10 protein-coding genes and 1 pseudogene are annotated in these 14,738 nt (G+C 58.5%); 1 reads left to right on the forward strand and 10 read right to left on the reverse strand.

From position 1 onward, the window contains the following. Positions 1-92 precede the first annotated feature (92 nt). From ABIA96_RS35965 to ABIA96_RS36005, 9 genes and pseudogenes are all read right to left on the reverse strand, one after another. Positions 93-323: pseudogene (locus ABIA96_RS35965) on the reverse strand (alpha/beta fold hydrolase); the annotation flags it as partial. A gap of 142 nt (positions 324-465) precedes the next feature. Further along, the gene (locus ABIA96_RS35970) at positions 466-1,242 is read right to left on the reverse strand and encodes a helix-turn-helix transcriptional regulator (protein ID WP_354141629.1); all 777 of its coding nucleotides are present in this window, start codon (positions 1,240-1,242) and stop codon (positions 466-468) included. Between the two features lie 478 nt (positions 1,243-1,720). Continuing rightward, on the reverse strand, positions 1,721-2,335 hold the full coding sequence (locus tag ABIA96_RS35975; protein ID WP_354141630.1) for a response regulator transcription factor: 615 nt from the start codon (positions 2,333-2,335) through the stop codon (positions 1,721-1,723). Between the two features lie 2 nt (positions 2,336-2,337). Then, positions 2,338-3,984, reverse strand: coding sequence for an ATP-binding protein (locus tag ABIA96_RS35980; protein ID WP_354141631.1), 1,647 nt, complete (start codon positions 3,982-3,984; stop codon positions 2,338-2,340). Between the two features lie 312 nt (positions 3,985-4,296). Beyond that, positions 4,297-4,911, reverse strand: coding sequence for an HWE histidine kinase domain-containing protein (locus tag ABIA96_RS35985; RefSeq protein ID WP_354141632.1), 615 nt, complete (start codon positions 4,909-4,911; stop codon positions 4,297-4,299). Between the two features lie 489 nt (positions 4,912-5,400). Then, positions 5,401-6,348, reverse strand: coding sequence for an L-histidine N(alpha)-methyltransferase (gene egtD, locus ABIA96_RS35990; RefSeq protein ID WP_354141633.1), 948 nt, complete (start codon positions 6,346-6,348; stop codon positions 5,401-5,403). A gap of 80 nt (positions 6,349-6,428) precedes the next feature. Then, the gene (locus ABIA96_RS35995) at positions 6,429-7,070 is read right to left on the reverse strand and encodes a sigma-70 family RNA polymerase sigma factor (RefSeq protein ID WP_354141634.1); all 642 of its coding nucleotides are present in this window, start codon (positions 7,068-7,070) and stop codon (positions 6,429-6,431) included. Then, positions 7,067-7,432, reverse strand: coding sequence for a response regulator transcription factor (locus ABIA96_RS36000; protein WP_354141635.1), 366 nt, complete (start codon positions 7,430-7,432; stop codon positions 7,067-7,069). The genes ABIA96_RS35995 and ABIA96_RS36000 overlap by 4 nt, the downstream gene beginning before the upstream one ends. 391 nt (positions 7,433-7,823) lie before the next feature. Then, positions 7,824-8,510 (reverse strand): haloacid dehalogenase type II, encoded by a 687-nt coding sequence (locus ABIA96_RS36005; protein WP_354141636.1) that lies wholly within the window; start codon positions 8,508-8,510, stop codon positions 7,824-7,826. A 335-nt stretch (positions 8,511-8,845) separates the two neighbouring features. Between ABIA96_RS36005 and ABIA96_RS36010 the strand changes: the two genes are divergently transcribed. After that, a complete protein-coding gene (locus ABIA96_RS36010; protein WP_354141637.1) occupies positions 8,846-14,047 on the forward strand; it encodes a trifunctional serine/threonine-protein kinase/ATP-binding protein/sensor histidine kinase in 5,202 nt (1,733 codons plus the stop codon). Positions 14,048-14,434: 387 nt separating this feature from the next. Here ABIA96_RS36010 and ABIA96_RS36015 read toward each other — a convergent pair whose 3' ends face one another. Next, the gene (locus tag ABIA96_RS36015) at positions 14,435-14,590 is read right to left on the reverse strand and encodes an ATP-binding protein (RefSeq protein ID WP_354141638.1); all 156 of its coding nucleotides are present in this window, start codon (positions 14,588-14,590) and stop codon (positions 14,435-14,437) included. Between the last annotated feature and the right edge of the window lie 148 nt (positions 14,591-14,738).

Here is a 14,738-nt window from a genome sequence, read left to right on the forward strand (position 1 = left end):
GCTCATCGTCTCTCCTGATTCGCGGGTCAATCTTGCCCGCCGTCAGGCAGAAACTCCACTTATCGCGCTGTTCAGATTTGCGGGACCAGCTCAGTGTATGTGAAACTTCCGCGACCGGGCATGTCGGACTGGCCAAATCCGGGCAAGTCCGGCGCCACAATCCGGAAGCAACTTGACAGCGGGGGTATCAGGTCACGAAACATGTGGCCAGCTGTCGGAAAGCCATGCAGTAGCAGCAGGCCCGGCGCGTCTGACGGTCCTGCTTCCCGATAGAATATTTTCAGCCCGTCCACTTCAGCTTTGCGGTATCGAATGTTTGTCATCCGCGGTTCCCTTCTGTTCGCTCTTCATCGCCAGTGCGTCTGCCAGAAATCAAATGATCCTCCGATGGGTGGGAGCTCCGGGGCGTTGCTCGACGTTTTCCGAAACGCAATGAACTGGTCACAAACCTCTCAGCGATTCTCTTCACTTGAGCTCCCTGCGATAGTCGGTGGGCGTCCAACCCGTCGCTTTTCGAAACGCCGAGCTGAAGGAACTCGTTTGCGCATAGCCAAGACTGAGAGCGATGTCAGTGATCGATGCCGCGCGATCGGCCAATCGCAATTTTGCGAACTCCATGCGTCGGAGCACCTGGTATTGATAGGCCGGGATCCCGAAAGACCTTTTGAACGCTCGGCAAAAGTGGTGAACGCTCAGCCTGGCAAGCTCGGCAAGCTTGAGCAGACAGACCTGTTCTCCCAAATGCTCTTCCACGTAGGCGACGACGACGCGCCTCTGCCAACCTGCCAGACCTCCACGACTGACAGGTGTCGGCTCGCGAACCACGTCGGTATCCGGCACGGAAAGCTCGTGGGCAAGCACTCCGCAGAGGGCTTCGAGATAGGGTGTGCAGTCCGTTCCGCCGCTTTCGATCGCCTTCTTCAGCTTGGAGGCGGTCTGCCAAACGAGCGCATCCTCGAAGTATATCCTCGGTGAAAGCCGGGCGTCGGTAACCTTCGACATGCGAAGGGCGGCAGGATCGAAGTAGAGAAAGGTCACTTCTGTGAAAGAAGCCGCCTCATGCCATTCCTGGTAGGCGCGTCCCGCCGGGACAAACGTCAGAAGGTGATCGGAACCGCGCAGCCTGGAGTGACATACGCCGTCGACTGATGCCTCCCCTCCTTTCCTGGCGCCTTCGTTGTAGAGTGCGAGAAGATGCCTCGGCCCCTGAAAACGAAATTCAGCCCTGTTGCCGATCGGCAAGTGAACACTCTCCGAAACCCACCACCGCCAACCAATCTCAAGTCGCGTCACCAGATCGGCAGGAGTTATGCTAACTCTTGAATCGAGGGCGGCTGGGGGCAACCCAACCGACCTTACTTCGCCTAACGATCGCGCCGGCGAAGCCGAGGCTGCGCCTCGTTGCTTGCTCTCACTTGGATTTGTTACGTTCATTCCCATCGTCGTCGCCCTAACTTGTGCTCCGGATGGCAGTGTTCGTTCAGGAACAAATTCGGTGCCGCAGAATGCATGTGTTGATCCGCAAGCTGCAAATGCGGCATCGCTTCTTCTGTCAGGTGCGCTGCCAATCGACCGGAAGCACCTCACAGGGAGAGCATGCTGTTCAACGGCCCTATCAGCAATCTCACGGTTGTGCGGGCTCAGCCCATACCTAGGTATGGGTCCGCGGCGGGGGTCGCGGTGGCACAGTCAGCACCGACTGCTTGTCTTACGCAGCGCTCTAACGTTGGAGTTGAAGAGCCTCAGCCATTCGAACGAGCGTTGCCGCCGTTCTTGCTCCCAGCTTCCGCATGACGCTTCCACGGTGCATTTTGACCGTTGCTTCACTGATAGAGAGCTCGTTGGCGACTTGCTTGTTCATCAGACCGGATGCCACAAGCGTCATCACCTGCCGCTCTCGAGCGGTCAGCAGCGAGAATTTTTCCTGCAATTCCGCAATGTGTGCACTGTCGCCGCGTCGATCCATATCCTTTCGAATTGCGGCGGTGACGGCATCCAGAAGATCCTGGTCTCGTATCGGCTTGGTGAGAAAATCGACCGCTCCCAGCTTCATACCTCTGACCGACATGGGAATATCGCCGAAAGCGGTCATCAGTATCACGGGAATTCCAACATTGATCTTCGTCAGGTATTCCTGCAATTCAAGACCACTTGTTCCGGGCAATCTGACGTCAAGCACCAGACACGCCGGCATATCCGATAATTCGACCTTCAAAAAGTCCGCCGCAGACCCATACAATGCGGCCTTGTAATTCAGGGATTCGAGGAGATCTCCCAGGGACTCGCGGACCGCGCGGTCATCGTCAACGATATGGACGATGCCGGATTGAGACACGTCTACTGGTTTCTCGACGCCTGAACTGCTTGGCGGCGCGGGAGACTGAACGTGAACTTCGCTCCGCATCTCCCGTTTTCTTCCACCCATAGCTGTCCTCCGTGGAGCTTGACTATCTTGCGGCAGATCGACAACCCCAAACCGAGTCCGGCTCTCTTTGTTGTATAGAGCGTCTCAAAGACCCGATCTCTATCGGCCGGATCGACACCCGCCCCCGTATCCGCGATCGTAACCCAGATCATATCATCAGCGACGCAAGATGAGATGGTCAAAATGCGGTTCCCCTGTGCTACTTCGGTCATCGCCTCGATGGCGTTGCGCACAAGGTTAAGAGCCACCTGTTGGATCTGAACTCGGTCCCCTTCGAGACGAGACGCCGACCGGTCAAACTCCGTCCGTATGACCACACCGGCTCGCTCGATCTCTCTCTTCGAGAGGAGAACGACTTCTGCGACCGCGTCGTTGATGTCGAACTCTGCAAAACGGATCTGGGTCCCCCGCACCAGGGACCTGACACCTGTGACGACCTCCGCGGCCCGGCGCGCCTGCCTGATAATGCGTGCAATCGATTTTCGAGCCTCCGCAGCCTCGACGGGATCCTTATCTAACCACCGTGCGCAAGCCTCCGCGCTCGTGAGTATGCCCGTCAGGGGTTGATCGATCTCGTGTATAATCGAGCCAGCGAGTTCACCAAGTGAGGTCAGCCCCGACGCATGCGCAAGCTCATTTCGAGCGTCCGCAAGCGCTTGCTCCGCAGCCTTCCGTTGCGAGATATCGGTGACGATACCCTCGAGCTCCAAATCGCCCGTTGGCCCCTCATCGAATTGGCCTACAGCTACTACATGCAAACACTTTCCGTCCCGATGGATCACCCGGTATTCGTGAGCAAAAGGCGATTTGGTGCTGATCGCCTCACTAAGGGCTCGCTCCAGCGCCGGATAATCTTCCGGATGGATTCGACTTATAAACATCTCAAACGGCACGGGATTTACATCCAGGTCAAAATCAAAAATGCGATAGCTTTCGCGTGATCCACGGGAGAGCAGAGTCCTCGTATTCCAGCGATAGCTACCCATCCCGCCGATCTGCTGCCCTCTGACCATCCACATGTTGGTCTCACGGAGCGCCTCGAACAGCCGCACCGACTCAAATGAGGTGGCTGCCTGAGTGGCGAGCATTGAGATCACCCGGACACATTGCGAATTAAAGATATCTACATTATCGCCCGACTCGAGATACATCACGCCGATCGCCCAATTCTGATGAACCAGCGGTAGGCACAACTGAGCTATCTTGCCGCACGATGGCCTCGTCGGTTCAACTAGCGCGGAGCTCGCAACTCCGGCTACTCTCACCACAGTTTCCTTTCGCCCGAGGACCTCTTCGGCGAGGTCAACAGGCAGGCTGAATTGCGCGTTTTGAGGGACCGAGGCAAGAAAGTTTGCTCTCTCGCGAGGGAAGCTCGCATCTGCCTTGGCAAGCAAGTCTCGTTGCCCGCTGAGCAGGATCGCGCCGCGAGTTGCACAGGAGTAGCTTAGCGCCTCGCCGAGAAGGGCTTTCGCCAATCCCTGATAGCTGATTTCTCGCGAGATGACCTGAAACGCCTTCGCGACCAGTTCCAATTCGTTCGTCTCGTCTGCTCGACTCATGCGAGCTGTCCCTTAGCGACCATCAGGGCCCTGCCCGGAGACGCGATGCAGTCCTGCCGCGCGCCGAGCGCTTTGGAGAGACCACTGGTCAGTACCGGCAACATGTAACGGGCGCTAGTGCACTGCGCAGTTTGAATTACGGGAGGCAGCTGCTCTTCAGGCCAGAGCGGGCAGCGTTGGTGCATTGCACTCCGCGCAAATTCTTCCAGAGGCGTATAACAAATGCCCGCGAGCATCCCCCATCTCGCTGGAGTCATTCTGAACCTCGTCACACTGACTTGTACCGTGATGAGAAAGAACAATGAGCAACGATTAGCCAACACCATGCCGGCCAGTCGTTGCCTGCTCCAGATTTATTAGCAGTCTACAGACAAGACCATCGGGCGCGAAGTCGAGATCGACCTCGGCGCTCGGTAAGGCCCTCTCGATCAACTTCGTTCCAAATCCTGTGCGGGACGGCTTTCTAACATCTGGTCCGCCGCGCTCGCGCCACTCTATGGCAAGTGCCGGCCCTGCGAGATGGAGCGGACTATCCCAGCTGATTTCTACCGCGCCCGCAGCTGACGTCAACGCACCGTGCTTGCTGGCATTGGTAGCCAATTCGTGAAAGATGACGTGAAGGGACAAGGCAATGTGCGGCTCCAATCTCACATCAGGCCCGGAGAGAAGGATGCGGTGGTGATGCGACATCGCGTGCGGCCTGAGCGTGCGCTCCAGCAGCCATGCAAGCAGCACTTGGCGCTCTTTCACGCCCTCAATCATCCGATAAGCGTTCGACAGGGCTGCGATTCGAGCCGAAAGTGCTAGACGAAGTTCGGAAGCAGTATTCGCGTCAGTCGTGTCGACGAAGCACAGAACGACGCTGAGGAGATTGCGCATTCGGTGCTGCAACTCCCTGACAACGAGCTCGAGCGTGTCGCCGCTCATTTGAACCGCCTGCCCACAACCCGCGTATCCAGTTTCGGCCTTGGCTGAGTATGTGTCAGTGCGCCTCATGTTCGGACCTACCATCTGCCTTGACGTTGGGAATTCAGCACCCGCGACATATTTTCAACTTCTTGTCGAGCTCCGCATCGAGGTCCTGCTGCTTCTGATTGAAATCGGTTATGCGTCTCTGCAACGCGTCAACAGCCTTTGAATTTGGCATGAAGGCACTCCCGCGCGGCTGCACATGCACGCTCTCAGCCATACCTAGTTCAGCGGACGATGGGGGCGTGGAGACTGGGTCCGCGAGGGCGGAGAGAGGTATCGCAGCGAAGCTGATAAGAAGGGATGAGCGGAAATGCATGGCCTCACCTCGGTGCGGTTGGTTCGCGTGAATGCTCGCTCATTATGCAGCACACCGACCGATCCTGCTGTTCGTGGATTGCCGTAGTTGAGGTTATATTGTTTGAATCACTCCCGTTGACGGACGGCCTATGGTGCCGCTTGCGGCGGCTCTTGCTCCGCGAGAACGACAGAGAAGAGTCCTGCATCGTCCGTCCACTCCGCCACCGGCTTCCATCCCCCAGCTCGCAAGAGGATGAAGGCCTCGCCTCGTCCGTATTTGAGGCTGTTCTCGGTGTGGATGGTCTCACCCTCCGCCAAGAAGAAGGCGCGACCGCCGACATCGAACCGGACGTCTCGGATCGCCTCCAGATGCATTTCGATGCGAAATTCTGCATCGTTCCATCGTGCCACATGACGAAATGCGCCTAGGGGAATCGAGCCACCCAGCTCGCGGTTGATCCGATGCAGGAGGTTAAGATTGAACGCCGCTGTGAGTCCCTGCGGGTCGTCATACGCCGGCAGCAGAACCTCTTGACCCTTGATACGATCGATGCCTATGAGCAGCATGGATCCGGCGCCTAACGTCCCGGCCAAAGCCCGCAGCAGATCGACCGCTGCATGCACTGTCAGATTACCGATCGTCGAACCGGGAAAGAAGCCAAGGCGGGGACTCCTGGCAATTTGCTTCGGCAGCGCGAAGGGACGCGTAAAGTCCGCCTCGGTTGGGTAGATCGGAACTGTTGGAAACGCACGCGACAGCCCTGCTGTCGTGTCCCGAAGAAACTCTCCGGAGATATCGATCGGAACATAGGCCGATGGCTCGATGTCTGCCAGCAACAGCCTCGTTTTGGCCGATGAGCCTGAACCGAACTCAACAAGGGCGCGAGCCGGCCCTGCGATGGCAGATATCGCCGGGAGCGCGGAAGCAAGAATCGATCGCTCGATTCGGGTTGGATAGTATTCGGGCAACAGGGTGATCGCTTCAAACAGAGCCGATCCGCGATGGTCATAAAGCCACCTCGCTGGAATTACCTTGGGGTTTCGAGTCAGCCCTTCAAAGACGTCGTTACGGAATGCGATCGTCGCGTCAGCCATCTCGGATGGCAATTCATTCTGGAGTGGGAACAACCTCAATTTCTTCACACCTTTGTCTTGGTCCGAAAGCCTCGAATGTCTCAAGAGACCATCGCCGCCAGTTTCTTCATCCCGCGATGGATATTGATCTTGACGAGTTCGACTGACTGGCCGGTCGCACCGGACGCTCGGGCGATGCTGAAGCCATTCAGCTTGACGAGGCGGATCACGTTCTCTTGCGCGGGCTTCAGTCGGCCGAGCAACTGATCGATCGCGACGACGCTGGTTGCTGCGCTCTCGTGGCCTTCAGTTGCAGTCTCTTCCTCCGGCGCGAGGGCCTTGTAGCGCGACGCATCACGGACCAGATCGACCCACTTGTAGCGGGCAATGGCCGCTACCCAGGCGCCGAACGGCTTCGACGGCTCGAACGTGTGGCGCTTGGCGTGAATAGCCAAAAGCGCCTCTTGCCTTGCGTCTTCTGCAGCGCAGAATGGGAGCCGCCGAGCGTAGTAGGCACGCAACCACTGACTCAACTCGCGTAGCAATTGTTCATATGCTGCCTCATCTCCCGAGCGTCCCGCGAGCATCAGCTCGGACCATCGGCGCGAGCGATCTCTCCATCTATCTCCGGATGCCGCGTTGGATCGATCCAGGCTTGCGCGGGCGACGTTGCTTGGGGGCCGCCTGCCAATCGACTGCGCGGACATGCCTGCTACAGCATCGTGATGCGAGAACGCGTTCATCGTCGAAAGCTCTTGTCGAGACACTCGAGCAGGACGCTCGTTTCAAACGGCTTTCTGATAAGGCAAAATGCGCCGATCGATCTTGCTTCCTCGTCCAGCTGCTTGTCCGGGAGACCGGTGATGAGGATCACCGGCGAGCCTATCTTCCGTCGCTGGAGCTCCCGAACCAGGTTGAGCCCACCCATACCCGGCATATGAACGTCCGCTATGATGCAATCAAATCTCGAAAGAGCCGTGTAGCTCAGCAGGGCTTCAGCTCTGTCAAACGGTTCAGAGCGGAATCCGACAGATCGCATCAAATCCACCAAGGACAGGCACAGAGCCTCGTCGTCATCGACGACTCCGACAAAAGGGACCTTCACCTGACTTACCCTCGCAAGACGCGATCATCATCGAGATGCGATCGTAACGAGGTCGATCGGCGCACAAGCCGCCTCCCCGTCGATCAGGCTATCGATATCGCGGCGTTCGACAATGATTCGCGAGAGGCGCATGTTCGATGCCCCGTATAAGAGCTTTCCAGCAGCTCCGCGGAGGCTTGTTGCGCAGCTGAGCCTAGAGCATGCGTTCGGTTGATTTCCTCCACAATCTCACGATTGGGATGCACAGACCCATACCTTAGTATGGGTCTTGCCGGCGCAGGGAACAAGGCGGGCATCGCATCAAGGCCCGCACGAGCGAGTTGTCGCGCCGATGCTTTCAATGCAACAGCGCGTTCATTGCCCTGTCCTCGTGAACCAACGCCTGACAAGGTCAGCGTCGCGCCGCGTAACGAGCAATGAGTTGCTGGGCGACATCGGTGAGATCACTGCCAATGATTTGCGGCTGAGGACCAACTCCGATGAGTTCGTTGTCAGCCCGTCTGACAAAAGCGGCGCTCCAGCCTGCCGCTACTGCGCCTAGCGTGTCCCAGGCGTGGCAGGCGACCATGCAGAGCTGCGACGGCTGGACTGCCAGTTCACGCGCGACATGGTCGTAGGTCTGCGGCCATGGCTTGCAGAGCTTCACGCTGTCCACACTGAACAACCTTTCAAAGAACCCTGCGATTCCCCCGCGTTCGAGCTGGTGAGCTTGAACCTCGGCCAGATTGTTCGTCAGTGTGAAGAGCCGAAAGCCGGCATTGCGCAGGCTCTCCAGTGCTCCCGGCACCTCCGGATAGGGCGGCATCGTAGAGAATTTCTGCCGAAGTTCATCGCTATCCGCCCGCTCGAGCCTGACGCCCTGAGTATCCGCAAGCATTTTGAATGCGGCGGCGCCGATATCTGTAAACGGCACATACGAGCGCGCTGCCGTCAGGGCGAGCGAATACAGCACGAGGTTCGCAAACCAATGCCGCACATCGACTTTACCTTGGAATACTCGCTTGAAGACCGGCTCCACCGTCCGGATATCCAGCAGCGTTTCGTTAACATCGAAGACGATCAAAGGAAGGTCAGACATGGTGCAAGCTCCATCTTCGCTTCAACCGGTTCATCTGATCTGCGCAAATTCTGGCTGGATCAGTACACGGTCCCTGACGTCATTCGCGGCAGGGCACGGCTTGGTTACAGCGCGACATGAAAGACCGTCTGACCCGGCGAAGGCTCGTTCACGCGGCAGTTACCGGTGCCCCAGACAGATTGCAAAGTGCCGGCAACACGCATAGCAAGGTCGTCGAGTACACAAGGTCCGGGATGCGCTCCCAGCGCCCCGCAGCCATCCCGGTGAACTGGTCGGCTGGCAGCTCGCGGCCCTGACGAGCCAGTTAGCTCCATACGATTGTGGGAAGCCGGCAGATGAACGGCACTTTGGAAAACGAGGTAACCTTCCCCGAAGTGGCCGATTTCAGAGTTCGCCAGATGCACGATTGTTCAACTACGAATGGAGACGCGGGTCTCGAGATCTTGTGCAATGACGCGGCGCGTGTCCTTTGTCGCCAGTGGTCCCGAGACGATGAAGGCAAAGTCAGCAGTATCCTCGTCGTAGGCGCCATTCTAGAACCTGCTGCACCCGCAGTCCTTGAGCGCTTCGCCCACGAATTCGCGTTGCGCAATGAGCTCGAGCGCAGCTGGGCCGTATGGCCTCTGGAACTGATCCGCAGCGGCAGCCGAACCTTGTTGACATTAGAAGATCCTGGCGGTGACGCTCTCGAGCAGTTGCTCATCGCGCCGATGAAGCTGGATCACTTTTTGCGGTTGGCTGTCGCCATCACGACGGCCGTCGAATATCTCCATCGATCCAACTTGGTTCACAAAGACCTGAAGCCGGCAAACATTCTGGTGATTGGGGAGAATGAAGTCCGAATTACCGGATTCGGCCTCGCATCTCGCTCGCCGCGAGAGCAACAGCAGTTTGAAGCAACAGAGACCGTCGCAGGAACGTTGGCCTATATGGCGCCCGAACAGACTGGTCGCATGAACCGGTCCATCGATTCCCGCAGCGACCTGTACGCACTGGGCGTGACATTCTACCGGATGCTTACGGGTGTATTGCCGTTCAACGCCGCCACTCCATTGGAATGGGCGCATTGCCATGTCGCAAGATTGGCAGTTCCGCCCCACGAGCTGACGGATGGCGTACCCGTAGCCGTGTCGGCGATCATCATGAAGCTTCTCGCCAAGACGGCTGAGGACCGCTACCAGACCGCCGCCGGCCTCCGGAACGACCTCAATCACTGCCTTGCGGAGTGGGCCACGCACGGACGGATCGAGCAGTTCCCTCTCGCGCAATCGGACAGGTCGGACCATCTTCTGATTCCGGAAAGAATTTATGGCAGGGAGCACGAGATCGAGGCCTTACTCGCCTCATTCGATCGCGTCGCCCAAAGTGGCGTGCCAGAATTGGTCCTGGTGTCGGGCTCCTCCGGGGTGGGCAAGTCCACGCTTGTCGACGAGATGCAGCAAGCGATAGCGCAGTCGCAAGGACTGTTCGGGTCTGGCAAGTTCGATCAGCTCAAGCGCGACGTGCCCTACGCATCGCTCGCACAGGCATTCAGCGGGCTTATCCGGACCCTTCTCGCCAAGGAAGAAGCCGACCTTGCACCCTGGCGCAACGCATTGCGCGAAGCGCTTGGTCCGCTCGCTCGACTCATGGGTGACCTCGTGCCGGAGCTGTGCCTTCTCATTGGAGATCAACCATCTGTCCCCGATGCATCACCGCGAGATGCGCAACGGCGTTTTCAACTGCTCTTTGCCCGCTTTATCGGTGTATTCTGCACACCAGCCCACCCACTCGTTCTCTTCCTGGATGACCTGCAATGGTCGGACTTGGCCACGCTCGACCTGATCGAATATCTGCTGGCCCGGTCCGATCTGCAAAATCTACTCCTGATCGCCGCGTATCGTGACAACGACGTCGAGATGGGACATCGGCTGGCCGCACGACTCGCCGAGATTCGCCAATCCGGCAAGAACGTTCAGAGCATCAATTTGCTCCCGCTCACCCGGGAATCTGTCGGGCAGTTCGTGGCTGATGCGCTTCGTCGCGATTTGCCATTCGTTTTGCCAATCGCGGAAATCGTCTACGAGAAGACTCGCGGAAGCCCACTCTTCTTTACCCAATTTCTGCGAACACTGGCGGAAGAGAAGCTGCTTGTATTCGATCACGATGAGGGAGAGTGGCGCTGGGATCTTGCTGGCATCAAGGAGAAGAGTTACTCCGACAACGTTGCTGATCTTGTGGTCGGCAAGTTGAGCGGCTTGCGGGACGACGCTCGTACCGCGTTGCTCGCGCTGGCATGCCTTGGTAACACCGCCGAATTCGAAACTCTCTGCCTTGTGCACGGTACGTCGGAACAGGCTCTCCACTCAGACTTGAATGAGGCGACACGTCTCGAGCTGGTCCGACGCCTCAACAGTTCATATGCATTCGTGCACGATCGCGTCCACGAGGCGGCCTATGCGCTTGAACCGGACCTGGACAGGCGAGCGGCCTTGCATCTCCGGATCGGCATGGCTCTTGCTACACAGCTGACACAGGCCGAGCCGAGCGAACGCATCTATAGCGTAGCCAGCCAACTTAACCGCGGCGTCGCCGCCGCGAAGACCGGCGACGAGCGAGACAGGATCATTGCTATCAATCTCGCCGCAGGTCAGCGCGCGCGCAGTGCGACAGCTTACCATGCCGCCGTCGCTTACCTTGAGATAGCCCGTAGATTGCTCGAGGAAAAACGGTCTGCGCAGGATAGCCAGACCGCTTTTTCGATCGGCCTGCTCCACGCTGAATGCAAGTTTCTCCTTGGCGATCTAACCACTGCAGAGGCAGAGTTGCGGGCTTTATCGCAGGGCTGGTCCGACGTTGTGCCGAGTGCGGATGTCACCAGCCTTCGAGCGCAACTGTACACCGCCGCGGGGCAACTGGAGCCGGCGGTCGACGTCTGCCTGGCATTTCTGCGGAAGGTTGGGATTGACTGGCACCCTCATCCGACTCGCAGCCAAGTTGACGAAGATCGTCGACGATTGCGCGCTTTGGCCGAAAAATCGTCCGACGAACAGCTTCGTGCACTGGCGCCGATGGCCGATCCGGATCAGCGCGCGATCATGCGCGTCTTGGCCGACCTCGTCACACCTGCGTTTCTCACCGATCGCAACCTATCTGACATCATGCTCATGGAGGCCACCCGGCTGACTCTCGAGCATGGGATCAGCTCTGAATCGTGCTATCCGCTGACCGCTATATTCGGTGTGCTCGCGAGCGATTCAACCGACGCGGAACTTGCCTTTCGCTTCTCGCAGTTCGGCGCAGCTCTCGCTGATACACCCCCAGCGACAGGGCTGAGCGGGCGTGCTCTCCTGGTATTTGGTCTCCATGTGACTCCATGGATCCGTCCTGTCCGATCCGGAAGATCATTCGTTCAACGCGCCCTTGATATCTGCCTGACTACCGGAGATCTCGCTTTCGCGGCGTATTCGCATCGGGGGCTTCTGGCCCTGGATCTATTCAGCGGTGAAACGCTTCCAGGCGTTCTGTTGCATGCCGAGCAGGCGCTGGGATTTGCGGAAGCCTTGGGTATCCGGTTGAATTCCGAATGCCTGGCGACGCAACGGGCGCTCGCGCTCAGCCTGATGGGGCGTGATGCGGCTCTCGATTCGCGAAAGCCGAGTTCAATTGACGCCCCGGCCACAACCGAGCCGTTGAGTTCGTTCTTCGACTATGTCGTGCGGGTCCAGCTCGAGGTTCTTGCCGGACGTAGCCATGACGCTATCGCTTTCGCCCGATGCGCAGACGAGTACGCGTGGTGCGCCAGAGCCTATTGTGAGTTCGCCGAGTACCGATTCTATACAGGGCTTGCCCACGCCGCCGCCTATGACGAGGCGCCGGAACAAGATCGCGAGCAACACGTCATTTGCCTTCGCGAACAATACCGCAAGCTGGTTGCATGGTCCGACCGCTGCCCGGCCAATTTCGCCGCCCGTTGCACGTTGATTGCCGCGGAGCTGGCGCGGATCGAAGGCCGCGAAATCGAAGCCGAAAGGCTGTATGAGGCGGCGATACAATTGTCGCAAGAAGGTGGGTTCCTGCAGATCGAGGCTATTTCGGCAGAGCGCGCGGCTGCGTTCTACGAGATGCGTGGCATTCGTACGGTCGTACTGTCGTACGTCACGAATGCACGAGATTGCTATGCACGCTGGGGCGCGAGCGCAAAAGTCTACCAGCTCGAGGAGCGCTATCCGAGCATCCGAGAAAAGGGACATGTCGTCCACGCCGCCAGTACTATCGGCACGCACGTCGAGCAGCTCGACCTGGCGACGGTTCTCAAGGTGTCCGAAGCCGTCTCGGGCGAGATCGCGCTGGATAAGCTCACCGAAACCCTATTGCGTTCGGCGATCGAACACGCCGCCGCAGAGCGCGCCGTGCTGGTTCTGCCGCAGGGCACGGAACTGAGAGTTCGGGCGCAGGCAGCAATCGGCGACGGCTCTATCGCCTTTGACTTGGCAGATTTGCCCCTCTCTGGCGAGGCATTGCCGCTATCGATCGTACTTTACGCGGCTCGTACGCAGGAAAGCGTCGTGCTCGACGATGCATCGACGAGCAGCGCGTTCGGTGGCGATCAATACATCCGACAGAAAGGTACTCGGTCGGTCCTGTGTGTCCCACTCGTCAAGCAAGGCAAGGCGGTAGCTTTTCTGTATCTCGAGAATAATCTTGCCTCGCGGGTCTTCACTCCCGGCCGGATCGCGATCCTCAGATTTCTTGCGTCCGAGGCCGCGACGTCGCTCGACAACGCCCGGCTGTACCGGGAGTTGCAGGAGCGGGAGCACCGATACCGAGAAGCGCAGATGGAGCTGGCTCACGCCAACCGTGTTGCAGTGATGGGGCAGCTGACTGCATCGATTGCCCATGAGGTTAACCAGCCGAACACAGCCGCCATCTCCAGCGCCCAAGCTGCATTGACCTGGCTGAATCACCAGCCGCCCGCACTGCAACAAGCGCGGAAGGCGCTGACGCGCGTTGTCGAGAACAGCGTCAGGTCGAGCGAGGTCATTGGTCGAATTCGCGATATCGTGAAGAAAGCGCCTCCCAGGCGGGATGCACTGGCGATCAATGACGTCATTGGTCAAGTCATCGAGTTCACACAAGTCGAAGCGGCGAGAAACCGGGTCTCGATTCGAACCGAGTTTGCCGACGCCCTGCCCAACATCATTGGGGATCGCGTCGAACTGCAGCAGGTAACACTCAATCTGATCCTGAATGGGATCGAGGCAATGAGTGAGACAACGGAGGCCAGGCGAGATCTGCTGATCCGAACCGCGAGAGCGGACGACGAAAGCGTACTGGTATCAATTGCGGATTCAGGGCCGGGATTGTCTCCCGAGAGCCTGGCCCGCCTCTTCGAACCCTTCTACACGACCAAGCCGACTGGTCTTGGCGTTGGGCTGTCGATATGCCGATCGATTATTCTTTCGCATGGCGGCCGGCTGTGGGCGGACACCAGTGAAGCCCGAGGAGCCGTCTTTCAGTTCACAGTCCCTGTCGATGACGGGCTGAGCGTCAGCTAGAGAGCTCGGAAATCGCTGGTTGAACTTCGCCCCCGCGAGGCCAAGCTATGTACTGACTTAGAGGCCGGCCGATCGATATTCGGTCAGAGCCATGCAGCGGCCAAAGAGCAACAATTTAAGGTCATCAACGGGCCAACGCCGGGCGTCTGGCCGGACGATTTCAGCGAGCACCACACATCAGTGTAAGATCGGAAGGTTGGTGGAAGATGCTACACGCAAGGTGCGCGGCGGATGGGCCTCGCACCGCCGCTCAGCTTCCTCACACTGTGCGCCCTTCAGCAGCTGTTCGCCGCTTCGAAACTTCCTCCGGCCCATGTGAAACGACGCGGCGGCCACAGTTGGAATCAGACGGCTCAGAAGATCGTCAAGCGAATCGGGCCGATCCAACTAGAACGCGCTGCTCGGATCGACAGGCAAGTGAAGTTGAAAAATCGCGCCGGGACCGTTATCGGAGATCACCGATATTTCTCCTTTATGCGCTTCGATGATCGACCGGCAGATGGCCAGTCCCATGCCCATACCGTCTGCCTTGGTCGTAAACATTGGGTTGAATATTCGATCCTCTGAGCTGGTCCCGGTTGTCTGAACAGCATCTGCGCATCGATAAGTGGAGGCTCTGCCGGGGTTAGGCTGCCGTGCGGAGCGGCAGCGGGGTGAAGTAGGCTTGATCCGGTGTACTGCCGTCAAGGCT

The organism is Bradyrhizobium sp. LB11.1, assembly GCF_040549385.1.
Taxonomy (GTDB): Bacteria; Pseudomonadota; Alphaproteobacteria; order Rhizobiales; family Xanthobacteraceae; genus Bradyrhizobium.